This is a genomic window from Hydrogenimonas thermophila, from assembly GCF_900115615.1.
GTDB classification, from domain to species: Bacteria; Campylobacterota; Campylobacteria; order Campylobacterales; family Hydrogenimonadaceae; genus Hydrogenimonas; species Hydrogenimonas thermophila.
In genome coordinates, this window is the sequence record NZ_FOXB01000033.1 from 1 (window position 1) to 24,700 (window position 24,700).

23 protein-coding genes and 1 other RNA gene are annotated in these 24,700 nt (G+C 34.0%); 17 read left to right on the forward strand and 7 right to left on the reverse strand.

Features of this window, described 5'->3' with window-relative positions; genetic code table 11:
* Positions 1-89: 89 nt before the first annotated feature.
* Complete coding sequence (locus tag BM227_RS12930; protein ID WP_092913125.1) at positions 90-311, reverse strand: hypothetical protein; 222 nt, start codon at positions 309-311, stop codon at positions 90-92.
* Entirely contained in the window at positions 295-573 is a 279-nt protein-coding gene (locus BM227_RS09450; protein WP_092913127.1) for an IS1/IS1595 family N-terminal zinc-binding domain-containing protein, read from the reverse strand. Before BM227_RS09450 ends, BM227_RS12930 begins: the two co-directional genes overlap by 17 nt.
* 221 nt (positions 574-794) lie before the next feature.
* Here BM227_RS09450 and hemN point away from each other — a divergent pair, with 221 nt between their 5' ends.
* Genes hemN through lgt form a run of 4 tightly spaced genes read left to right on the forward strand, consistent with a single transcriptional unit; the run spans position 795 to position 5,579 of the window.
* A complete protein-coding gene (gene hemN, locus BM227_RS09455) occupies positions 795-2,162 on the forward strand; it encodes an oxygen-independent coproporphyrinogen III oxidase (protein WP_092913343.1) in 1,368 nt (455 codons plus the stop codon).
* Positions 2,163-2,179: 17 nt separating this feature from the next.
* A complete protein-coding gene (locus tag BM227_RS09460) occupies positions 2,180-3,424 on the forward strand; it encodes a Fic family protein (RefSeq protein WP_092913345.1) in 1,245 nt (414 codons plus the stop codon).
* Between the two features lie 23 nt (positions 3,425-3,447).
* Entirely contained in the window at positions 3,448-4,749 is a 1,302-nt protein-coding gene (locus tag BM227_RS09465) for a (Fe-S)-binding protein (protein WP_092913347.1), read from the forward strand.
* Positions 4,749-5,579, forward strand: a complete 831-nt coding sequence (gene lgt / locus BM227_RS09470) for a prolipoprotein diacylglyceryl transferase (RefSeq protein WP_092913349.1) — start codon at positions 4,749-4,751, stop codon at positions 5,577-5,579. The genes BM227_RS09465 and lgt overlap by 1 nt, the downstream gene beginning before the upstream one ends.
* Here the strand turns inward: lgt and BM227_RS09475 are convergent.
* From BM227_RS09475 to panB, 4 genes are read right to left on the reverse strand one after another with little or no spacing between them, the layout of a single operon-like run.
* A complete protein-coding gene (locus tag BM227_RS09475) occupies positions 5,560-6,081 on the reverse strand; it encodes a TlpA family protein disulfide reductase (RefSeq protein ID WP_092913351.1) in 522 nt (173 codons plus the stop codon). The two genes, lgt and BM227_RS09475, sit on opposite strands and share 20 nt — an antisense overlap.
* Positions 6,081-7,151, reverse strand: coding sequence for an AI-2E family transporter (locus BM227_RS09480; protein ID WP_177202033.1), 1,071 nt, complete (start codon positions 7,149-7,151; stop codon positions 6,081-6,083). The genes BM227_RS09475 and BM227_RS09480 overlap by 1 nt, the downstream gene beginning before the upstream one ends.
* A complete protein-coding gene (gene ruvB / locus BM227_RS09485; RefSeq protein WP_092913355.1) occupies positions 7,148-8,155 on the reverse strand; it encodes a Holliday junction branch migration DNA helicase RuvB in 1,008 nt (335 codons plus the stop codon). Before ruvB ends, BM227_RS09480 begins: the two co-directional genes overlap by 4 nt.
* A 42-nt stretch (positions 8,156-8,197) precedes the next feature.
* Positions 8,198-8,992: a 3-methyl-2-oxobutanoate hydroxymethyltransferase gene (gene panB / locus BM227_RS09490; RefSeq protein ID WP_092913357.1), complete on the reverse strand. Its 795-nt coding sequence runs from the start codon at positions 8,990-8,992 to the stop codon at positions 8,198-8,200.
* A gap of 129 nt (positions 8,993-9,121) precedes the next feature.
* On the opposite strand from panB, the gene BM227_RS09495 reads away from it, so the two are divergent.
* The 6 genes from BM227_RS09495 to BM227_RS09520 all read left to right on the forward strand — a co-directional run bounded on the left by BM227_RS09495 (position 9,122) and on the right by BM227_RS09520 (position 15,117).
* Complete coding sequence (locus tag BM227_RS09495) at positions 9,122-9,517, forward strand: Hpt domain-containing protein (RefSeq protein WP_092913359.1); 396 nt, start codon at positions 9,122-9,124, stop codon at positions 9,515-9,517.
* A 5-nt stretch (positions 9,518-9,522) separates the two neighbouring features.
* Positions 9,523-10,263 (forward strand): tryptophan synthase subunit alpha, encoded by a 741-nt coding sequence (gene trpA, locus BM227_RS09500; protein WP_092913361.1) that lies wholly within the window; start codon positions 9,523-9,525, stop codon positions 10,261-10,263.
* A 24-nt stretch (positions 10,264-10,287) separates the two neighbouring features.
* Positions 10,288-10,662, forward strand: a transfer-messenger RNA (tmRNA) gene (gene ssrA / locus BM227_RS09505).
* Positions 10,663-10,907: 245 nt separating this feature from the next.
* Complete coding sequence (locus BM227_RS09510; RefSeq protein ID WP_092913363.1) at positions 10,908-12,836, forward strand: TonB-dependent receptor plug domain-containing protein; 1,929 nt, start codon at positions 10,908-10,910, stop codon at positions 12,834-12,836.
* Positions 12,833-13,249, forward strand: a complete 417-nt coding sequence (locus BM227_RS09515; protein ID WP_143089728.1) for a hypothetical protein — start codon at positions 12,833-12,835, stop codon at positions 13,247-13,249. Before BM227_RS09510 ends, BM227_RS09515 begins: the two co-directional genes overlap by 4 nt.
* Positions 13,246-15,117 (forward strand): bifunctional diguanylate cyclase/phosphodiesterase, encoded by a 1,872-nt coding sequence (locus BM227_RS09520; protein WP_092913368.1) that lies wholly within the window; start codon positions 13,246-13,248, stop codon positions 15,115-15,117. The genes BM227_RS09515 and BM227_RS09520 overlap by 4 nt, the downstream gene beginning before the upstream one ends.
* Before the next feature lie 27 nt (positions 15,118-15,144).
* Here the strand turns inward: BM227_RS09520 and BM227_RS09525 are convergent, their stop codons facing one another.
* Entirely contained in the window at positions 15,145-16,629 is a 1,485-nt protein-coding gene (locus BM227_RS09525; RefSeq protein ID WP_092913370.1) for a flagellin A, read from the reverse strand.
* A gap of 289 nt (positions 16,630-16,918) precedes the next feature.
* Between BM227_RS09525 and BM227_RS12640 the strand changes: the two genes are divergently transcribed.
* The 7 genes from BM227_RS12640 to BM227_RS09560 form a co-directional block, all read left to right on the forward strand.
* Positions 16,919-17,671 carry an energy transducer TonB gene (locus BM227_RS12640; protein ID WP_143089729.1) on the forward strand — a complete coding sequence of 251 codons (753 nt, stop codon included), beginning with the start codon at positions 16,919-16,921 and terminating at the stop codon, positions 17,669-17,671.
* An 11-nt stretch (positions 17,672-17,682) separates the two neighbouring features.
* Entirely contained in the window at positions 17,683-18,210 is a 528-nt protein-coding gene (locus BM227_RS09535; RefSeq protein ID WP_092913374.1) for a MotA/TolQ/ExbB proton channel family protein, read from the forward strand.
* Positions 18,207-18,593: an ExbD/TolR family protein gene (locus BM227_RS09540; protein ID WP_092913376.1), complete on the forward strand. Its 387-nt coding sequence runs from the start codon at positions 18,207-18,209 to the stop codon at positions 18,591-18,593. Before BM227_RS09535 ends, BM227_RS09540 begins: the two co-directional genes overlap by 4 nt.
* Complete coding sequence (locus BM227_RS09545; RefSeq protein ID WP_092913378.1) at positions 18,593-19,951, forward strand: TolC family protein; 1,359 nt, start codon at positions 18,593-18,595, stop codon at positions 19,949-19,951. The genes BM227_RS09540 and BM227_RS09545 overlap by 1 nt, the downstream gene beginning before the upstream one ends.
* An 83-nt stretch (positions 19,952-20,034) precedes the next feature.
* On the forward strand, positions 20,035-21,195 hold the full coding sequence (locus BM227_RS09550; RefSeq protein ID WP_092913380.1) for an efflux RND transporter periplasmic adaptor subunit: 1,161 nt from the start codon (positions 20,035-20,037) through the stop codon (positions 21,193-21,195).
* On the forward strand, positions 21,192-24,299 hold the full coding sequence (locus BM227_RS09555) for an efflux RND transporter permease subunit (RefSeq protein ID WP_092913382.1): 3,108 nt from the start codon (positions 21,192-21,194) through the stop codon (positions 24,297-24,299). The genes BM227_RS09550 and BM227_RS09555 overlap by 4 nt, the downstream gene beginning before the upstream one ends.
* A 176-nt stretch (positions 24,300-24,475) precedes the next feature.
* A partial coding sequence (locus BM227_RS09560) for a transposase family protein (protein WP_143089730.1) occupies positions 24,476-24,700 on the forward strand: 225 nt, incomplete at its 3' end.

Genomic DNA, 24,700 nt, shown 5'->3' on the forward strand with positions numbered 1-24,700 from the left:
TGATGAAACTTATGTTTCATCATCAAAACACTTCGCAGTTTTGAAGTGTTTTAAAAATGAAACAAAAAGGTATGTTTTTTTTTAAAATTTCAGCCGTTTAAGTTGTTTCTTATAAAACGGCTTTGTTTGCACAATCTATAGAAATAAAATGGTTTTCCTGTTTTTGTATAAGCAATAGCTGCCCAGACATAGTATTTATTTAATTTAGTGCCAACAAATGTAAAAAGTTCATCCATTACACTATATTCGAAAGACAAAGAATCTCTGATTTTTTGAATACTCTCTTGGTAAAATTCAATCGTTTGCTTCATCTTTTTTTTTCAGATGATGTTGTACTGCTTTAAGTGAAATGCCAAGAATCCGTGCTATCTTTCTTTGTTCTCCTTTCTCTTCATACATTTTATGAATCAATTCTATCTTCTCTTGAGACAGATGATGAAATTTCTCTTGAGTTGTAAAATAGTGTCCGCACTCTTGGCATTTATATCTTTGAACCTTACGATCAACTAACTTCTTAAACCCTGATTTTACTATTCGCTTTGATTGACATTTTTTACACTCTTTTGGTCTCATATCTTTACATAAGCAAATTGTGTACCTTTTTTGTCAGTGCCTGATTTTAACTGAAGAGATAATAAATTATAAATATGATAAAAAGTTAGAGATAATTGTGCCTAAATAACTATATTTTTATCTTATATCTTCAAATACTTCTTAATATCTTCAGAATATGGATTTAGCACTTATTTATAGAAATTATGAGAAAATATACCAATTTTTAAGGGAGCCTTTTTATGATCGACTTTAAACAATTTATTAAATATTCCAAACCTGGTCCAAGATATACCAGTTATCCGACGGCTGTAGAGTTTTCTGAAGATTTTGCATATGATCGTTATATTGAAAAACTGAAAAATCGTGATGTAAAAAAGCCAATCTCTATCTATATTCATCTCCCATTTTGTAGAAGTGCCTGCTATTTTTGTGGGTGTAATGTTGTTTTTACATCTAAAGAAGAGAAGAAGGTTCGCTATATTGACTACCTAACTCGTGAATTAGATCTTTTATCGCAGGTTATGGATACATCTGTTGATGTTGTTCAGTTTCATTTTGGAGGAGGAACTCCAACTTTCTTTAGTGCTGAACAACTAGATGATATTATGAATAGTGTTAAAAAACACTTTCCAAACTTTACTAAAGATGCTGAAGTCAGCTGTGAAATAGATCCACGCTTCTTTAATGAAGAGCAAATGAAAGTTCTTCAAAAGCATGGTTTTAAACGCATTAGTTTTGGTGTTCAGGATTTTGAGCCGATTGTTCAGCAGACAGTTCATCGCATTCAACCTTACGATATTACAAAAGATGCTGTTGAGCTTGCCAGAAAGTATGGTGTTGAAAGTATTAATATTGACTTGATCTATGGTCTGCCTTATCAAACGCTTGAGAGTTTTAAAAATACATTGGAGATGGCACATTCACTTGATCCTGATAGGCTTGCAGTATTTAATTATGCTCATGTTCCGTGGCTTAAAAAGACTATGCGAAAACTAGATGAAACAACAATTCCAAGCCCGGATGTGAAACTAGCAATTTTACAGCATACGATTGACTATTTTACAAATAATGGCTATAAAATGATTGGAATGGATCATTTTGCTAAGCCTGATGATGAGCTTTTTAAAGCTATTGATAAGGGTGAATTGCATAGAAACTTTCAAGGTTATACAACCCGTGGAGGTGTAGATCTAATCGGTGTTGGTGTAACCAGTATTGGTGAAGGAAGAGATTATTATGCTCAAAACTATAAAGATTTGCCTGAGTATGAAGCTGCTATTGATGCAGGTAAGTTGCCGTTTTGGCGTGGAGTTGAGTTAAATGAAGATGATCTTATTCGCAAATCGGTTATTATGGAGTTGATGAGTAACTTCAGACTTGACATAAAAAGAGTAGAAAAAGAGTTTGGAATTGATTTTAATGACTATTTTGCTGATGCTGTAAAAGAGTTGCAACCTATGGTCGATGAAGGATTAGTTCAAATATCTGATAAAGAGATTACCGTTTCACAAACAGGTACATTGGTAATACGAAATATTGCTATGCCGTTTGATGCGTATATGAAAAAACATGCTGAAAGTAAGAAGACCTTTAGCAAAACAGTATAAAAGTAGCAAGAGGGTAGATGAAAGCATTGGACACTGAGGAGAAGTTTGCAAAGTATTTTACGATTGAGAGATACTTTACGCCCATTGAGATGGAGTATCGAAAATCTGTTGTGCAAAATGCAGGATGTGATTTTGATCAAGTTCTTGATAAAGTATCTGATTATCGTAAACGAAATATACGACATCTTTTCAGTAGTCAAGGTGAATCATTTGCTTTTTGTCTAACAAAAGAGTTAAATCGTCGTGTTGAGAAAATCAATAGTTTTTGGAAGAGTATAGAGTATCTTTTAAAAAGTAGATATGAAAAAGATTTAGTATTTGATACTCTTATTTCAGAAGCTTTTAGCTCCTCAACAATAGAGGGAGCCTATACAACACATAAACGTACTAAAGAGCTTATTAAAGAGAAACTAACTCCAGAAAATAGATCAGAAAAGATGGTTGTAAATAACTATTATGCTTTAGAGTATAGTGATGAACATATTCGAAAACCAATTGATAAAGATTTTATTTTAAAACTGCATCAAGTTGTTACGGAGGGAACACTTGATAAGCAAACAGATGAAGGAAAGTTTAGAGATGATCTTGTAGAGATACTGGATTCTAAACAGAAAGTAATTTTTTCACCAACTGGTGATATTGAAAAAATGCATCAGATGATTGATGATCTTTTAAATTACGTTAATGATGAGGATGATTGGAGTGAAGTTATTGACTGCATCTATAAAGCGATGATGTTTCATTTTGTTTATGCCTATATTCATCCCCACTTTGATGGTAATGGAAGAACTGTACGAATTCTATTTACACATCTTTTGGTAAAGTGTGGCTATGATATGTTTCGATATATCTCTCTATCTGAAGTGATTATGGAGAAGAAAAAAGATTATGAAAAGGCTTTTGTAGCAGTAGAGAGAAATAAGTTGCCAGATGGAAGTTATGATTTGACATACTTTTTTTACTATCTTACAGACATTATGCTTGAAGGGTTAGAAAGACTTGCTTCAAGAATTACAAAATATACAGTTGAATCAAGGATGCTTGATATTGCAGATAAAAAAGGAATAATATTGTCTTTAATACAAAAGCGTATTATCAAATCAATTGCAAGAAGCTCTTTACCTTTAGATACAAAAACAGTGTCTAAACGGTTAAAGTTATCAGCTCAAACAATTCGTAAACATGCTAATGTTTTAGCTGAATTTGGTATTATAAAAAAAATCAAGAATGGAAATAAAATCTATTTCCAACCAAATATATAATAGTAACAAAGTAATAAAAATTTATGGAGAGTATCTTGTCTGAGCCAAAAAATCTTTTCGATTATACAAAAATCAGTGATGATTGCATTAAGTGTGGTAAGTGTATTCCTGTCTGTACGATTCACAATGTCAATGCAGATGAGGTAACCAGTCCACGTGGGTTTATAGACCTTTTAGGAGCGCATAAAAGGGGAGAGTTGGAGCTTGACCGTACAGCAAAAGATATCTTTGAGAGCTGTTTTTTGTGTACAAACTGTGTAGATGTCTGTCCAAACTCTCTACCTACAGATATGGTTATAGAAGAGGTTCGTAAAGAGATTGCCGACAAGTATGGCATTGCTTGGTTTAAAAAACTCTTCTTTTTCCTATTGCGCCATCGTACTATTATGGATATCGCAAGCAAGTTGGGGTATGTCTTTAAATCTTGTGCCGTTAAGACAGATGAAAAGCGTGGTGGTTTGATTCCGCGGTTTAATCTGCCTATTATTAAAAAAGATAGACTTCTTCCTAGTATGGCAAGTACAAGTGTGCTTAACTCTTATCCTGAAAATATTGATCACGGTGGCAAGGGACGTGTAGCAATATTTATAGGGTGTTTGGCAAACTATAACTATACTGGCATTGGTCACGGGCTTGTAAAGATTTTAAAAGAGCTTCAAATAGATGTATTTTTTGCAAAAGATCAGAAGTGTTGTGCCGCACCGGCTTATTTTACTGGAGATTTCAGAACTGTTGAAGTATTGGCTAAGCAGAATATTGAATATTTTGAAAGCTTTATAGATGATGTAGATGCCATTATCATTCCAGAGGCAACCTGTTCTGCAATGATTAAGCATGACTGGGCAGTCTTTTTTAGAAACCGTGGTGAAGAAGAGTGGGCACAGCGTGCTGAAAAGCTGAATGAAAAGATTTTTATGGCTACTGAGTGGCTTGCAAACCACACCAATTTGTCAGAGATTTTGAAAGAGAAGGGTGTTAAAAGTGATTTGCTTGTAACTTACCATGATCCTTGCCATGCAAGAAAAGTTCAAGGTGTTTACAAAGAGCCGCGTAATCTCTTGCAACAGACATATCAGCTTAAAGAGATGAGTGATCCAAACCGATGTTGTGGATTTGGCGGTGTAACAATTCAGACTGAAAAATTCCATTTGGCTGAAGCGGCAGGAAAGCCTAAAGCTGCAATGATAGATGAAACAGGAGCTGATGTTGTTGCGGCAGAGTGTAGTGCTTGCCGTATGCAGTTAGGAAATGCACTCTATCAAGCAGACAGTAAAGCTATATTTAAAAATCCTATTGAACTTATTGCAGAAGCATTGGATAAATAATGACATATTGGCAACATATATATGAACATTTTGATCCAATAGCTTTTAGCATAGGTCCTTTTAATGTTCACTGGTACGGCATTATGTATGTTTTGGCGCTTCTTACAGCGCTTTATGCCGCCGGGTGGTATGTAAAAAATGACAAATATCCTGTTGAAGATAAAATGCTTGAAAGCTATTTTATATATGTTGAAATAGGTGTGATTTTAGGGGCAAGATTAGGTTATATTCTTTTTTATGATCCTCACACATCCTACTATTTGACGCATCCTTGGCAAATATTTAACCCTTTTCAGGGAGGTACATTTACAGGAATCAGTGGTATGAGCTACCATGGAGCCGTCATAGGATTTCTAATAGCAACCTGGATTTTTGTAAGAAAAACAAAAACATCATTTTGGATGTGGATGGATCTTGTAGCACTTAGTGTTCCTGTAGGTTATGTTTTTGGTCGCATTGGAAACTTTTTAAACCAAGAACTTGTAGGGCGTGCTACTGATGTACCTTGGGGAATTTATGTAAATCAAACATTACGACACCCTTCTCAGCTTTATGAAGCATTTTTAGAAGGGATTTTAGTTGCTGCGATACTCTTCTTTTATAGAAAGAGACAGCGTTTTGAGGGTGAACTTATTGCTTTGTATGCCATTCTTTACGGAACAGCGCGTTTTGTTGCAGAATTTTGGAGAGAGCCTGACATTCAACTTGGTTATATTTGTTGCGGTTGGGTGACGATGGGGCAGTTACTATCTTTTGCAATGATAGTTGCAGGAGTTATTGGCTACAAAATGCTTGCCAAACGAGGCAAGCCTATTTTATTAAAGAGTTAATGATTTTTTCCAGACTCTCTTTGGGTGCATAGCCAGGGATGATTTGAACGGCACTTCCTTTTTTGTCAAATATAATAGAAAATGGAAGGTTCCCATTCCATCCAGCACGCTGAGATATGTAACGTATAAAATCGATATTTTGTAAATATTCATAGATTGGATAGTTAAAGTGAAATCTATTTTCAAGCTGTGAACGTTCTTTTAAAGTCATCTGCTCTTGCGCATGGATAGCTACAACTTGGAACTTTCCTTTATATTTTTTTTGCAACTCTACAAGATGCGGAATCTCTTTCATACACCATTTACAATTTTTTCCAAAAAAGTTTAGTAAAACTACTTTTCCTTCATACTCTTTTATAATAATTCCATTTGATGTATCTTTGATATGCAGTAACGGTGCTCCACTCTCTTTTAGCTCAAAAGTTAAAGTAGAGTCTTTAGCCAAAATTGGTTGTAGTGTTAAGATAAAAATAGCAAGCATAAATTTTGCTATCAGTTTCATTATTGTTCCTTTATAGTAGATTGAATTTGATCATATAGCTTTAAGAATGCTATAAAAATGGTTGTAACTGCCGGACCTATAATCATGCCCCAAAAACCGATTGTTGTCAAGCCGGCAATGATTGAGAAAAAGACTAAAATCTCATTGACAGCTTGTGTCTCTTTAAGAAGTTTATAGTCAATCTCTTTAATTATTATCGGTTTTATAAATGTATCAGCAATAATAGAAATAACTATAATAGAGTAGGCTGCCAAAATTAATGCAGGGGTACTTCCTTCTGTGATCCATAAATAGATCGAGACAGGTACCCACATTAAAGCGCCGCCAATAACTGGTACTAAAGATGCAAAGCCGTACAGAATTCCCATTAAGATCATATTTAAACCAAATATTCCCGCAATTATAGCAAATAGAGCACCTTCAAAAATTGCTGTTGCCAAAATAGAGAAAAATACTACTCCCATTGAGTTTGAAAGTTCATTAAAGAGAAGTTGAGTTTGAGCAGTGTCAAGTGGAAGTATACGCTTTATGAAATGTCCAATATCTTCACCATACAGATATGTAAAAAAGTAAAAAATTAAAATTAGAACCATATCTTTAAAAAAGACAGCACTATGGGCTGCAAGAGAACCAAAATATGATATTGTATATTTAAGATAGCTATTAATATTCTCTTCACTAAATATATCAGCTAAAGCAGTATATATGTTTTGTGGATCAATATTCATCTGATCAAGCAGTTTTGTAGGTAGAGATATTGTCTGAAGAAAATTTGAAAGTTTTTCTACATTTTCTTGTATGAGTACAGGATCTATTTGTGCAACTATGATAGCTATTGCATTTATCATATAGACAAGAGGTGCAAAAAACATTACACCTAAAAGAAGAGTCATTATTGCACTGATTTGCCATCTTTTTTTCAAATGTTTGCTTAAATGCTTGGAAATTCCAAGTGTTGCAAACATAAGAAGTATGGCAATAGTAATATCTTGCATAAAAGGTCTATAGATAAAATAGACTGACCAACCAGAAATTATGAGAAGCAGTACTATAAAGTATTGCGGTTTCAAAGAAGCGCACCTTGTAATTTTGGTGATAATTTAAAAACATCATATGTTTTTGGTGTTGCTATGCGACCTCTTGCCGTTCTTTCAATATATCCGTTAGCAAGCAAGTATGGCTCAATTACATCTTCAATTGTTCCTTCATCTTCACTTAGTGCAGCTCCTATTGTACTAAGACCAAGTGGTTTGCCTTTTGCTTCAATTAAAAGTTTCAATAGTTTGATATCCATCTCATCAAATCCTCTTTCATTAACTCCTAGCTCATCAAGGGCAAACTTGGTTCTTTCAAGATGAATATGATCTTCATTCTCCACTTCAGCAAAGTCTCTTACACGCCTTAGAAGTCTTAGAGCTATACGAGGTGTTCCTCTGCTTCTTTTTGCAATCTCCAGTGCTGCATCAGCATCACAAGGTTTTTCAAGCTTATTTGCTGCTTGTTGTATGATTAACGCCAACTCTTTACTTTCATAAAATTGCATTCTAAAATGCATTCCAAATCTGTCTCTAAGAGGGTTTGAAATCATTCCGGCACGTGTTGTTGCACCTATAAGAGTAAAGCGCGGTAAGTCAAGTTTAATGGTTTGGGCTGCTGGACCACTGCCTATTATGATGTCCAATCTGTAATCTTCCATAGCAGGGTAAAGAATCTCTTCTATAGCTGGAGTTAGACGATGAATTTCATCTATAAAAAGGATGTCTCCTTCTTCCAGATTGGTTAAAATAGCTGCCAAATCTCCACTTTTTTCAATCATTGGAGCTGCTGTAACTTTAATGTTACTCTCCATCTCTGAAGAGATTAGATAAGCAAGAGTGGTTTTCCCCAGTCCAGGAGGACCGAAGAAAAGTATGTGATCCAGTGCTTCATCTCTTTTTTTACTGGCTTGAATAAATACACGAAGATTTTTTTTTATCTTCTCTTGTCCAATGTACTCATCCCAAGCACTTGGACGAAGATTCGCTTCATAACTGTTTTCATAATCGAACTTCTCTATTTCGACCATTCTTTCCATAATTACATTGCTCCAAAAGCGGTTATAGATAGATAAATATTTTTACTTATAAGTATGCTCTTCTGCTGGAAATACTCCACTCTCAACCTCTTGTTTATAATTTTTTACAGCTTCTTTAACCAACTTTGCCCCTTCTAAGTAGCGTTTGACAAACTTAGGTTTGAACTCTTCAAAAAATCCAAGCATATCAGACCATACCAGAACTTGACCATCAGTTAATTTGCCTGCACCTATTCCTATGACAGGAATATTTACTGACTGAGTGACCATTGCACCAAGATTTGGAGTAACACCTTCAACTACAATGGCAAATGCACCTGCTTCTTCAATTGCTTTGGCATCCTCAATAATTTGTTCAAAACTATTTTCATCGCGCCCTTTAACTTTGTAACCGCCTTCAGATCTTACTGATTGAGGCAAAAGACCAATATGCCCCATTACAGCAATAGCATTGTCTGTTAAATGTTTGATTAACTCAGCACGGTTGCATCCACCTTCAATTTTAACAGCATCAGCACCTGTTTGTTGGAAGACTTTAACAGCATTGGTAAGAGCCTCTTCTTTTGTATTGGTAGACCCAAACGGCATATCACAAACTACAAAGGTGTTTGGTGCCCCGTTGCATACTGCTTGTGTATGATAAATCATCTGATCAAGAGTGACCGAGAGAGTATCTGCTTTTCCATTAAAGCTCATATTGAGACTGTCACCGACAAGAATAATATCGGCTGATTCGCTAAACAAAGATGCAAATAGTGCATCGTAAGCTGTAATCATTACTATTTTACGTTTTCCTTTTGCCTGTTGCAAAGATGTAATTGTCTCTTTCTTTGGCATATCAATTCTCCTGTACAATCCTTTTGTGACACTTACTCTGTCGGTCTTTCAAAAGTGGATTGATTCTATCTAAAAAATGGTATAATTGCAATCAAACGGAGTGTTAAAAAGCTCTTTAAAGAGGATTAAATGGGTATCCGAGCACGACTCGAAGAAGAGTATGATTATGATATTGTCGATGAGTTTCTTGATCATTTAGATATTATGACAGAAGCTATGGAGCCAACAATTATTGCGCTTGAGAATGAAGCTAGCAGAATTGAAATGATCAATGAACTTTTTCGAATTTTTCACAATATCAAATCTGCTTCTGGATTTTTAAAAATAGATAGAATACATCTTCTATCAGAATTGGCTGAAGATTTAATGGAGTCAGTTCGGCAAAACCCAAACTCTTTATCTGAAGAGATAATAGATTGGCTTTTACTTGTAAATGATCAGTTTCGGGCTTGGTATACACAACTTGAAAATGATGATGAGCTTAAAGATATTAATCCAAAAATTTTAAATGTACCGGAGATATAAAAATTTTGAAAAAGTTAGTAGCATATATAACAACAGGGTTTCCAGATAAAAATTTTACAGTTGACTTGGCTCTATCTTTGAAAGAAGCAGGTGTGGATTCACTTGAGCTTGGAATTCCATTTTCAGATCCTGTTGCTGATGGTCCAGTCATTGAAGCTGCCAATCTTTTAGCTTTGCAAAATGGTTTTAAGATTGCAGACTTGCTTGAAGTAAGTGAAAAGATAGCACCAGAAATAGATACATTATGGATGGGTTATTTTAACCCTTTTTACCATAAAGGATTAGACTTTTTTCTAACCAAAGCAAAAGAGTATGGCGTAAGTAGTTTTATTATTCCAGACCTTCCGCATGAAGAGGGTATAGCTTATCGTCAAATGTTTGATGAAAAAGATATTGCCCTAATTGATTTTGTAGCACCAACTGACTCAAAAGAGCGTATAGCTGATATTGTTAAAGATGCTAAAAAATTCATTTACATGGTTGCATATGCTGGAATTACAGGAGCAGAAAAAAGTGAAAGTTTAGACTCAATCATTTCTGCAGTAAGAGAAAATACAGACACACCTCTGTACATAGGCTTTGGAGTTAATGAAAAAACTGCAAAAGAGAAGGCAAAAGGGGTTGATGGAGTAATTGTTGGAAGTGCCTTTGTTAAAATTTTGCTTCAAGAAGACTTGACAAATAGCCAAAAGATTGATAATATATCTACACTTGCACGTTCGATCAAAGAGTTGATCAACGAGTAATAGTTGTTTGCGTAAATTTTATATGGGGTTGACTTGGCTTCGACAGGAGCAGGTGATTCCTGGTTGCATGTCGGTTTGGGCATATCGTTAATCTGCCCACAAGCAATAAACGCAAACAATACAAATTACCGCCCAGCTTACGCATACGCAGCGTAAGTTTAACCGAACATACTTGGGCTGCTCTCACCGCTGACGCCATATAGGCGGATTTTGAGAGTATCATAACCTTTATGGCTATACTTACAGGTTGCCTCACCTGTAAGCGAATCTTTGAGGCTCGCACGGTATAGCTTTGGACATTGCGCGAAACCGTGTTAAATTTAGCAATGTCGTCTAAGCATGTAGACGCCAGGAGTTGCTTGTTTCTGGACAGGGGTTCGATTCCCCTCAACTCCACCAAACTACTTTTTACTTCTATTATAGTCTCACAAATTCTCTATAATCTTTCAAAAAAAATAGGCACTTTTAATATATACTTAATGCATATATGTTTATACTCTCTGTGAAGAATATTAAGATTTATAAAAAATCAAAGAGTTTACCAATATATTAAGTAAAAATTCAGAAAAGTAGAAAACCTAATACTAAAAAGATCAGCTAAAAAAATTGGTAAAAGTGTCTTTTTTAGTCAAAAAGGAATTTTAATGCATAAAAAGATAAAGATTACTTTTTTTCTATTTATGTTAGCAACTATTGCAAATCTTTTTGGAGATGACTCTAGTATAGACTTACTTTTGCAGGAGTATAAAAAAGAGTCTGAACTTTCTAAAAAAACAAAAAAAGAAACAAGCGGAATACTCTATCTTTATACCAGAGAGATGCTTGAGAGAATGCAGGTTAAAAACCTCAAAGATATTTTAAAAACTATACCAGGAATCAATCTTTATCGTGCTATAAATAATATTTCACTTATATCTACATCTTCAAATGGAAAATTTCCTACAAGTGGAGTTCGTATTTTTATTAATGATCATGATATGACATCTGCATCTTTTGGCAGTGCATTTTTAATATGGGGTGATCTTAATTTAGAGTATATTGATCATATAGAGGTTTACAAAGCAACTTCATCAATAGAGTTTGGTAATGAAACAGCACCTATTGTAATCAAACTGTACACTAAACTGGCAAATAGAGAGGAGGGTGGAAAAGCTCGTTTTATGTTAGATCATAAAGGCTCTTCAATATTAAATCTATATAATGCCAAAACAGTTAACGATGACTTTTCCTACTTTGTTTATGGAGATTTTCAAGATATTAAAAACAAGAAATATAATACAACCTATAATAGTAAAATATATACATATAGCAGTGATAAACAAGACTATAACTTTTATGCCAATTTTTTGTACAAAGAGTGGCTTTTTGAAACTGGAATGATTAACAAAACTGTTGATAGTTTCATAGGAATTGGAATTTATAAAACACCAGATGGAAGCAGGCTTTATGCGAAACAGAAGTATGCTCATTTAACTAAAAAATTTGAGAATGGTTTTAAAGTACAATTCTCAGCTGATGATATTGATTATGAGCAAATATTTGTAGATCCAAATGGCATTTATGTTTATGGAATGCAGCAACCTGTAACTAACTATACTATTACATTTGATGATAAAATCTATTCTATTACAGCTGAACAGACTTTATCTTTTAAAAATAACAGACTTTTTTATGGAGGTTTTTATAAATATAAAGAGTTTTATGAAAAAAGTGATGTATTAACTGATTACAATATTTCAAACAGTTACCAAAACAGTTATAAAAATAGTCTAGATTACAGTTCACTATATTTTGAAGATAGTTACTATTTGACTTCAAATATAAGTCTCGTTGGATCATTTAAAAAGGATTTTTACAGTTATGAAAAAGATATAGAAAAATATAGTAAATCAACATATAAACTTGCTGCAAGATATAAAGATGAAAAATGGCATTTTCAATTACTTTATACTCATTCTTACCTTCCAGTTACGTTATATCAAATATATAATCCAGATAGAATACCTTATGAAGCAAATAAAAATTTAGTTGCACCAACAACTGATATTTTACTCTTTTTTACTCAATATAATATGGAGAATAGTTATATAAATCTTACAATGGGAGAACACCAAGTAAAAGATCCTATTATTTATAATTACTATCCGCCAAACCAAGGATTTATAAATCTTTTTGGAGTTAAATCAAAATATAATCTTCTAGAACTAACATACCATTATGATTTTGACAATAACAACAGATTTGATATAGTTTTTTATGATACTTATAACCATAAACCTATAAATCTTTCTCCAAAATGGGGAATAACTGCTATGTTATTTAATCGTTATAACAAGTTTGATATTTATAATGAGCTTGTTTTTAAAAGTTCATATGACTCTTTTGGCTTAAAGATAAAGAGATCTTACGATTGGACAGCATCAGTAAAATATCATATAAGCAAAGATTTTTCTATTGGTATACGGGGAGAGAATATTTTGAACAAAGGTCTTGAACAGGCATATAATGGAGTTCCATACTCTATTCCTGTTGTAGAGCAGAAATTTTGGTTGAATTTGGAGTATCTGTTTTGAAAAAACTTATTTTTTTCATTCTATTATCCATATTTGTATTTGGTTCAATGCAAGAGGTTGAACAGAAAATATGTAATAAAATTCTGCTTTCAATCTTTAAAGAAAAAAGATTTATAAAAGTTTGGTTCAATAGTAGAAATCCTTATAAAAATTTGAAAGATAAGAAATTTCTTTTTGTAGAGATTCCTGATCAAGCTGATATTTTAATAGTAGATCATTATGAAGATATTTTAGCAGATAAGCCAATTTTTGTTAAAAAGTATCATCTATTACGTAAATATAAAAATAGAGCTATTGGAGGGTTTTACTGGCAAAAGGGAAGACCAAATATTATCTTTTTAAAATCAAATCTACAGAAGTACAATATAAAGTTACCTGACGAATTTAGTCGTTATGTAGAGGAAAATAGATGATTTTTAGACATATCGCAAAAATATATGCGGTAATTCTTATATCTATTTTTGCGGTATTTGCATATATGTATTTTTCTGTCAACTCAATCAAAAAAGAGCTTAATGATAATATAGATAATCTCTTAATCCATATAGTAAAAGAGTTTGTTGAAAATATAGATCAAAACTTAAAAAAGAATTTGAAAGGTAGATCGCCATTAGAGGCTTTGCATTCAGACGCTAAGCTAAGATCTAATTTTGAACAAGTTCTTTCTACTATTTCAACAAACTCTTTTCGTTATGTTTATATTCTCTACAGAGATAAAAATAGTATTTACAGATATCTAGTTGATGGAAGTCATGAAGATAAAGGTGAGTTGGATCAACCACTTGATGTTAATATAGATGAGTGGAACAAAGTTTATGAAACTAAGCAAGATAATATTATATACCAGTATGAGCTTGAAACACTTTGGACAACTTACCTTCATCCTATTTTACATAAAGATCAGGTAGTTGCTGTTCTTGCAGTAGACTTTTCATTTGAATTGCCTGATATGGTAAAAGAGATAATTAAACCGCTTAATAGAAGTTTTCTTTTTATATTCATAGCAATTTTAGTATTGATACTACTTTTTGCTATGGAGATATATTTTAATTATAAAATGAAAATAAAAAGTTATACAGACTCTCTTACAGGAGTTTACAACAGGCATTACCTGAGAGTATTTCTTAAAAGTGTCAATATTGATAACTATCAAGTGCTTATGTTTGATATTGATCATTTTAAAAAAATAAATGACAATTACGGACATAAAGCAGGAGACATAGTCTTGCAGGACTTGGCTAAAATAGTAAAAAAACTCATAAGAGAAGAAGATCTTATTTTTCGTTATGGTGGAGAGGAGTTTTTGCTTTTTGTAAAAGTAAATGGTGATTTTAATGTTGGTGAACAGATAGCTAAAAGAATAAAAGATGCTGTGGAGAAAGAGAAGTTTATATATGAAGATCAAATAATCAAAACAACCATTTCTGTTGGAATAAATAAATATCCACAAAGGTTTAAAACAATTGATCAAGTAATTAGATATGCAGATGAAATGTTGTACCTTGCAAAAAAGGATGGTAGAAATTGTATAAAACTCGAACATGAAAATTATAAAACAATGAATAAACTTACAATTTCTGAAATCAAGGAAGCTATAGAGCATAACAGAATTGTTTGCTATTATCAACCAATTTTTGATTCTAAAACACTCTCCATAGTAAAATATGAGGCACTTGTAAGACTTATTAAAAAAGATCAAACAGTTGTTGGTCCATATTTTTTTCTAGAACAGATATTTTCAACAACACTTTATACTGAACTTACTAATGTAGTTATTGAAAATGTATTTAATAAAATTGAGCAGACAGGTGCCAAGATAAGTATTAATCTTAACTTTTCTGATATTCTTGATAGTAAAATATATGATTCTGTTATAAAGAGTATAAAAAAACATAAAACATATGCGTCTTTGCTTGCAATAGAGCTATTAGAATATGAAGAGCTTGAAAATATAGATATCATAAAAAAAAGAATTGATGAAATTAGATCATATGGTGTTTTAATAGCATTAGATGACTTTGGTAGCGGGTATGCAAATTATGAGATATTTAAGCACCTTCCAATAGATATTATTAAAATAGATGGCAGCTTAATCAAAGATCTACCAAATTCTGAAATATCATTAAAAATTGTAAAATCTATCATTCTTCTTGCAAAAGAGCTTGACATTAAAATGGTAGCAGAGTTTGTCCACTCAAAAGAGGTACTTTCTAAAGCAAGATTTTTAGGAATAGAGTATCTTCAAGGATTTTATCTTTCACCACCACAAGAGAATATATAGTATAAAGAAGAGAGAAAACTCTCTTCTTTATTGTAATAGTTTCATAACATTTTGCTGAACAGCATTAGCCTGACTCATAGCATAACTTCCAGATTGTGCTAGAAGGTTATGTTTGTTGAAGTTTGCACTCTCTTCTGCAAAGTCAACATCTCTAATTTGACTCTCTGCAGATTTAACATTAACTTGAGTAACAGATATATTGTTAACAGTTGAAACAAGCTGATTTTGAACAGAACCAAGATCACTTCTGATTTTATCAAGAAGTTTTTGAGCAGATTCAGCTATATCAATAACAGCCATAGCACCTTTTAGAGTAGTAACACCGGCATTAACACCACCTGAAACTTGATAAGCTATATTATCATTAGCTACAAAGCCCATTGCTTCTGCTTGTGAAGATGTGAAACCACCTTTGATAGAACGTAAATTGATTGTCTCTTCTGATTCGTTACTACCATCAAATCCAATATTAGTTCCACCACTAACAACAATATCTCGTGCATCAAGTCGTACTAAAGTTAATCGTCCATAGTTAACTTCAGTTTGGTCAGTTCCAAATCCTACTGCAGATAGACCTGATGATGCAGAAACAACAATACCACGACCATCAACACTGGTTAGATTAAGGTGTCCACGCTCATCAATTGATGCTTCAACACCAGTTTTATCTTTTAATAAATTAATAGCATTCACTAATGCACCGTTTTTATCATTTGCATCAACCTCAATTGTTCCAATTGAGACACCATTGATTGTTAAATCACTAAGAGTACCAGATGCAACGGCAGAGACACCAGTTGATTGTACTGACCAAGAAGCTCTAACACCAGTTTTATCTGAGTTTTTATTAATAGCTTCAGCTAAAACACCCATACCCGTACCAGCACTATTACTGATTACAACACTTTCAATCTTAACATCATGACCACCATCAACAGCCACAAAGGTAAGTGTAACTTCAGCATCTGCTGAAATTAATGAACCTGTTTCAAATCTGGTATTACCAATTTTATCAGAGCTTGTAGCACCAATTGATGCTTTAACAGTAGTATTAGAGTAAGCACCTATTTGGAACTCTTTGTTTGTATATTGTCCAGAAAGCAACTGTTGACCGTTAAATGATGTAGTGCCTGCAATATTGTCAAGCTCTTCCATCAATCTAACAATATCTTGTTGTAGAGCTTTTCTGGTCTCTTCAGTTTGACCATCCTGAGCTGCTTGAGTAGCTTTGGTTTTAATGGTATCTAGAATTTTTATCTGTTCATCCATAGCTTTATCAGCTGTTTGGATAATGGCAATACCATCATTTGCATTTTTAATAGCCTGCCCCAAAGCACTTGCTTGAGCTCTTAATGAGTCAGCAATAGCCATTCCCGATGCATCGTCTGCAGCTTTATTGATGCGAAGACCAGAACTCAATCGCTCCAACGATGTATTGAGTGCGCGGTTATTTGCTACTCCGTTTGCGTGAGCATTGAGAGCCGCTATGTTTGTATTGATCCGAAAACTCATATATTCCTCCTTAATTATATGTTTCGTAAAACCTAAGCCAATCCGTTGGCAAGCCATATTTGTCTTATGGGCACCTCTAAAATCTAAAGTTACTTAGGTCTTAGAGATACCCATATAAATAAATATATGGCTGATTTTTACGAAACATTACCAAGCCTTTAGATAGTAAAAGGCTCTATGTTTTAGGCATAAGCATTTTTCGTTCCAATTTTATTTTTTTAATCACTTAACATTTTCATAACAGAGTTATCTTATAATTGTGTGTTTTTAAATTTAAGGATGGTTTTTAGTGGCTGAAAAAAATAGATTTGTTATTTTTTTTATTGTTTTAGTAATTGTTTCGATCATAGAAGCATCTATAATTTTTTATTCTAATATTGAAAAGCCATCGCAAAAAAGTGCAACAAACAGTAAAAAGGTATCTATTCATATTTGCTATGCTGAACCTGTAACTTGTAAACATCATCAGCAACAAGAGCAAAATAGAGTTGAAAAAGCTAAACCAAAACCAGAGATTAAACCAAAACCAAAAATAAAACCCAAGCCAAAACCAAAACCTAAGCCCAAACCAAAGCCGAAAACTAAAATAAAACCTAAACCTGTTCAAAAAAAAGTAGTTAAACAACCAAAACCTAAAGAGAAAAAAGAGCAGCATAAACCTGTACAAAAGCCTCAACCCAAAAGTGTTCAATCATCACCTAAAATATGTAAACCCTCTGCTCAAAAGGTAGATAGAGCAAAGATGGATGCAGTTAAAGCAGCCTATTTAAAAGAGGTTCGTGAATTAATTGAATTCAATAAGTACTATCCAAGAAGAGCAAAAAGAATGCATAGAAGCGGAGTTGTTGAGATAGAGTTTACAATACTAAAAGATGGAAAAGTTTCCAATATTAATATTTTAAAAGAGTGCAAATATAATATATTGAATAGAGCGGCAAAGAGGACATTAGAGAAGATTGGAGCATTTAAGCCATTGCCAAATGCTTTTGAGTCTGACTCTTTAACTCTTCGAGTTCCAATAAACTATATTTTGAAACATTAAAAGGAGAGATTGTGGGATTAATAGAGTATATAGAAGCCGGTGGAGTAATAATGAAAATTTTATTGGTTATGAATACTATCGGCATTGCTCTTATGGTAACTAAAGTTATACAGATTTTAATCTATAATAAAAAAGCAGAACAGCATGCAGATGAGATTTTAAGTGAATTTTCATCAATAGCATCAAAAGATAAAGATACTATAATCATTCTCATAAAAGAGCTTTTACAAAGTCGTCTTAAAAGACTTGAAAAAGGTTTGCCTACTGTAAAAAACATAGCTACAACTGCTACCCTTTTTGGTCTTCTTGGGACAGTTGTCGGCGTATTGATGGCTTTTGAAGGTATAGCAAAGGTTGGAATGGGTAACGCGCAAGTTTTTGCAAATGGTATCTCTATGGCTTTGGTTACAACAGTTGGAGGATTAATTGTAGCTATCATTCATACGGTAGGGTATAACTACATTATGGCTTATTTGGATAGTGTCGAAGCAAATCTTGAAGAAGTGATTTTATCAAAAATTTTGGGCTCCAACCAATGAAACGCAGAGAATCTTTAACTTTAGATATGACCCCTCTTGTAGATGTTGTTTTTCTGCTTCTAATATTTTTTTTAGTAACATCTGTTTTTAAAAAAGATGAATTGGCACTTATGCTAAACCTTCCAAGTTCAAAAGAGGGATCAAAGGTTATAGATAAAAAAGAGTTGATAATAGAGCTTAGCAAAGATGAGATAGCTATAAATAAAGATATTTTAACTTTTGAAGAGATAGATGCCAAGTTTGCAACAGTTAAAGATAAGGAGCGTCCAATTGTGGTGCGTATAGATAAAGATGTAAGGTATGAGCGTATCATTAAACTTTTTGATCTATTGGAGAAGTATGGATTGCATAATCTTCAGTTAGTTAAAGAATCAGGTAATTAATGAAGATAGGAATGAGACTAATCTCTGTTTCAACCATTTTACTATCTCTATTTTTCATAGGTTGTGCCTCATATAAACCTGTTCAACTTCCAAAAATTCTTAATGATACCAATCTATCACTGCCAAACAGACCTGAAAAGTGGTGGGAAGGGTTTGATGATAGAGAGTTAAACTCTCTTTTAAATGAGGCTATTACAAAAAATTTTGATCTTCTTGCAGCCAAAAGCAGAATTTCTCAAGCAAAAGAGACACTTGCAAAAATTAATTCATCACTCTATCCATCTGTTGATTTATCACTTAGTGGCTCACACTCCAAAGAGAGTTTTGAAAATGGTACCTTTGTATCCAACGACATTTCAGGCTCTTTGCAGGCAAGCTATGAAGTTGATCTTTTTGGACGATTAGATGCGCTGAGCAAAGCAGGTTTTCACGACTATAACAGGCAAAAATTTGACTATGAAACAGTGTATATTGCACTATCGTCAAATCTTGTAACAAACTGGTATGATTTAGCGTATAGTTATGAGAGTGAAAAGATTTTAAAAGAGCGTATAGAGTTGGCAAGAAAAGAGGTGGCTCTTCTTAAACAGAGGTATGAAAGACAAAGAGCTAAACTGGTAGATTTTTTGTCTCAGCAAAGCAGTTTAAAACAGATGGAGTCAGACTTAGAAGCAGTTAAGTACCAAAAAGAGCTATATAAAAACACTCTATCAGCACTTTTAGGTAAATCACCGTTAGAGTTTAATCTAAACACAATTCCATCTTTACCTGAAAAAATGCCTAAACAGATAGGTTCTGTCTCATCTGAAGTGTTGCTGAAGCGTCCAGATATTCAAGCAGCTCTTGAGTCTTTAAAAGCTCAAGATAGAAGAGTTGCGGCAACAGTTTCAGCTCAATACCCACGATTTTCAATAAGTGCTTCGGTTAGGCAAAGTGATATAACTTTAAATAACATTTTTGAAAACTGGTCTTCATCTATTGTAGCATCTTTACTTGCACCAATTTATGATGCCGGAAGTAGAGAAGCAGATGTGAAGATAGCAACAAATAAAAGAAGAGAGCTGATTTTTAATCTAAAAAAGCTTTTAGTAGAAGCAGCTGTAGAGGTTGCAAATGCTATAAAATCTATTGAGACAAAGCAGAAAAGCTACCAGATAGCTAAACAACAACTTTTAATAGCAGAAAAAAAAGAGCAGAGTTACCGTATGCATTACTTGCACGGAACAGAGGATTTTAAACGATATTTAGATGCAAAACTGGCTTTAAAGTTAGCTAAAGATAGAGAAGTCAGAAGTAGGTTGGAGTTGATAAAGGCATATATATCTTTTTACCGTGCTACAGCTTCAGGATGGAATTAGCAAATGGGATCAAACAGGGGTCAAGATTCAATTTTAAGGGGTTGGGACTTTAGTCCCATTTTATTTGAGAGGGATTTAAAAGAATGAAAATAAAGAGTTTTATTTCAACTATTATTGGGTTGGCTATTTTCGCATCGGCACTATATCTATCTTATGGATGGCTTACACATAAGCCAAAAGCTTTTAAACATCATATTAAAAGAGTAGAAGATTTTGCTCCTCTTGTAGAGACAATAAAACCAAAACCAATAGATAAACCTATAGAGGTAGAAGCTTTTGGAACTGTTATTCCTGTTCGCACACAAACACTTTCAGCAAGGGTCTCATCACAAATAGTTGGTATCTCACCGCGTCTCATACCTGGCAGTGTAGTAAAAAAAGGTGAACTTCTAATAGAGTTGGATGATACAGACTTTAGACTTGCGCTAAAAAAGAGTAAGTCAAATGTAGAAAATGCCAAGCTTCAACTGGCTCAAGAGCTTGAAAATCAAAAGAGTGCTATGTTTGAGTTTTCAATGGCAGATCAAAATGTAAGTGAAGCACAAAAGAGATATATTTTGCGTTATCCTCACGTAGAAGCTGCCAAAGCAAATCTTGAAGCGCAAAAGGCAGCACTTAAAAAGGCAGAGATAGATTTGAAGAGGTGTAAGATTTATGCACCTTTTGATGCTGTTGTTTTAAATGTTACATCAGCAGTTGGAGATGTTGTAGGATCATCAAAGGCTCTTGCTACACTCGCTCGTGCAGATGCTTTTTGGGTTCGTACTGCTATCTCTTTAGAGACTCTAAATAAGTTAAATATTCCAGGCTACAATGCTAAAAAAGGCTCTAAAGTAGTTGTAAAAGGGATAAATGGGGTTATTGAAGGTGTTGAAAAGATGGTAGATGAGAGCAGTAAAATGGCATATCTGCTTATACGTATAGATGATCCGCTAAATAGAAAAGAGCCACTTTTTCTAAATGAGTTTGTACGTTTGGAGATTGAGGGCAGGGTTATTAAAAATATCATAGAGATTCCATCAAAGGCTTTACATAGCAATGATGAAGTTTGGATCGTTGGAGCAGATAAACATCTTCACATCAGAAGAGCAAATGTTGTTTGGAGCAAAGGTGACAAGTTATATATAGATGCAAATATTTTAAAACCTGATGAGTTAATTGTAACAACTCTCATAGAAAATCCTATAGATGGGATGCTGTTAAGAGTAGCTGGAAATGAAGATAAGGTAGAAACTTCCAAATGAAAAATTTAAAACGTTTTCAGGGAGGTCCACTTGCTTGGATGGCAGCGCATCCGGTAGCTGCTAATCTTTTGATGATAGTAGCCATCATCGGCGGTATTTTAATGATCTCTCATCTGCGTCAAGAGGTTTTTCCAGACTTTGAACATGATGAGGTACGTGTCAGTGTAGCATATCCGGGAGCAAGCCCTGAAGAGATAGAAAAAGGGATCGTTCTACCTATTGAAGAGGCTGTCAGCGGGGTAGATGGGGTAAAAAGGGTAGTTTCCAATGCTTCAGAAGGTGTAGGAAGTGTAACTGTAGAGGCTCAAAGAGGGTATGACTTACAACAACTGCAAAATGATGTGCAAAATGCCATAAATCGCATTAGAACATTCCCTACAGATATAGAACGCCCAAGAGTAGTTATGCGAAGTTATGAGAAGCAGACAATCTCTTTAATGCTGTATGGAGATAGCGACAGACTTACACTATATAACTTGGCACTCTCATTTAAGCAAAGACTTTTACAACACCCTGAAATTTCAAAAGTTGGAATCTATGGAGTCTCTGCTCTACAGTATAGTATAGAGATCGACAAAGATACCCTTAGAAAATATAACCTATCTTTAGAAGAGGTAGCAAGACGCATAAATAGTGACTCTTTAGACCTTCCGGCAGGCAGTATAAAAACAAGTAGTCAAGAGATACTGGTACGCTTAAATCAGCGCAGAGAGTTGATCGAAAAGTTTAAAAATATTCCAATTATTACAACCAAATCTGGGGCGATAGTTACACTAAAAGATATAGCAAAATTTAGAAAGAATTTTGAAAATGAGGACTATTTTGCTCTGTATAACAGTAAACCTGCCATATATATGGCTGTAAGAAATCCACAAGACTACTCACCAATAGCAATTGCAAATATAGTAAAAGAGGAGATGGCAAACTATAATAGTGAACTACCTCAGTCAATAGATATGAAAGTGCTTACAAACTCGGCAGATACATTTGCAGATCGTGTAAACCTTTTGTTGAAAAACAGTGCAGTAGGGCTTATCATAGTTTTGGTAGTTCTTGCTCTGTTTCTTGAAATACGCCTAGCTTTTTGGGTAATGATGGGAATTCCTATCTCATTTATGGGAGCTTTTTTCCTATTTCCAGCTCTTGATGTTTCCATTAGTATGGTTTCTCTTTTTGCCTTCATCATTGCACTTGGAATAGTAGTTGATGATGCCATTGTCATAGGTGAAAATATCTACCACTACAGAGAGCAGGGCTTTTCGCCTGTAGAAGCTGCCGTTAAAGGTGTTCGTGAGATGGCAGTACCAGTTACGTTTGCCATTTTAACCAATATCGTTGCATTCTTACCAATATATTTTATTCCTGGAATGATAGGGAAAATATTTCAAGTGATCCCTGTTGTTGTCATAATAATCTTTTTAGTCTCATGGGTAGAGTCACTCTTTATTCTGCCATCACACTTGGCTCACATAAAAGGTGATGTTTCCAATCCTTTGCTAAGGTTTATACACAATTTACAGCAAAAGTTTAGTCGAGCATTTAGAGGTTGGGTACGTTTTAAATTTGGATCTTTTTTAACATTTGTGCTTCATCACCGCTATCTTCTTATTGTTGTCTCCATATCTATGCTGATTGTTACAATTGCTTATGCTTTAAGTGGTCGAATGGGAATGCAGATATTTCCACGTGTTCCGTCTGATTATGCTCAGGCAATTTTGAAAATGCCATTGGGAACTCCGGCAGATGAGACTAAACAGATAGTTAAGAGGATGACAGATGCCGCATACATTGTAGAAGAGGAGAAAGGGTTATCAGAGTATATTCACGGAGTTTATGCCCGTGTTGGCAGTGAAGGGGCTCACGAAGCTTTAATAAGGGTCTATCTGCCACCTGCAGTTGTTCGTGAAAAGCTACTCTCTACAGCAGATTTTGTTCAGTTATGGAGAGAAAAGATAGGTGAAATTCCGGGAGCTGAACTTCTAAAGTTTTCTGCACACTCCAGAGGTCCCGGACATGGATCAGCTATATCTTTAGAGATAAAACATAGCAATCTTGAAATATTGAAAGAGGCAAGCAGGCTCATTGCTCAAGAACTGCATAACTATCCAAGAGTTTATGATATTAGTGACGGTTTTGAGAGTGGTAAACCGCAAATAAACTTTACGCTAAAACCTTTAGCCTATACATTGGGATTTGATGCAAGAACTATTGCAAGAGAGGTGCGTGCCTCTTTTTATGGTGCAGAGTCACAGCGTATTTTGGTAGATAATAATGAGATAAAAGTGATGGTAAAGCTTCCAAAAAAAGAGCGTGAAATGCTGCAAACCCTTTATAATTTACGCCTCTTTACAAAAGATGGTAAAGAGGTTGCATTGATGGATCTAATAAACATAAGATGGGGGCAAGCATATACACAAATTCATAGAGTTAATGGAAGAAGAGTCATTACAGTAGAGGCAAATATTCGCCCACGCAGTAAAGCTATAGAGGTTATGAATGATCTTCAAGAGTCATTTTTACCAGAGTTAAAAAAGCGTTTTCCAGGACTCTCTTATAGTTTTGAAGGTGATCAGACAGAGATAAGAGATAGTTTATCTACTCTAAAGACTACATTTATATTGGCTATGTTTGTCATTTATGCTCTGTTGGCAATTCCATTTAGAAGCTACCTTCAACCGCTAATTGTGATGGTGGGCATACCGTTTGGAATTATAGGCGCAATTATTGGACATTTGATAATGGATTACAGCCTTAGTGTTGTGAGTATGTTTGGCATAGTGGCTCTTAGCGGAATAGTTGTAAATGATGCTCTCATTTTGGTAGATTTTGCTAACCGTTACAAGAGTAGAGTAAAAGCATCTACTCTGAAAGTTGTACGTGAAGCGGCTTTGCAAAGATTTCGCCCTATCTTGCTTACAACCATAACAACCTTTGGAGGTTTGATGCCAATGATCTTTGAAACCTCCAGACAGGCAAAATTTCTAATCCCTATGGCAATATCTCTTGGGTTTGGAATCCTTTTTGCCACATTTGTTACACTGTTGATCGTTCCTGCCCTATATATGGTGGTTGAGGATGTGAAGAGTTTTTTTACAAATCATTAAATAAGTTAATCAGTGGTCTATTTTTTCAAAAAAAGACTTTCTGTAAAGTCGGCTTTAGTCGATAAACATTAAAAACCTTAACACCAGCCAAATCCGATGAAATTTTAAATATTTATAAAAAAAAGATTTTGGAAAGATTTTTGCTTGAGTTGACTCAAAAAAATGAGGGGTCAACAATGAAACAATATACAAAAGCAAAAGCATTGCTTGAATCGTTAAAGACAATACCAGATTATAGAGTAGATATAGGAAAGATACAGTATCCATTAGCAGAAGTGCTATTTATGGTGATATTTGCATTACTAAAGGGTAATACAAAATTCAAAGAGATATTTGGGTGGATGGTTTATAATAAAGAAAACCCGATACTTAAAGATATTTTTGAAAAAGATAAAATTGAA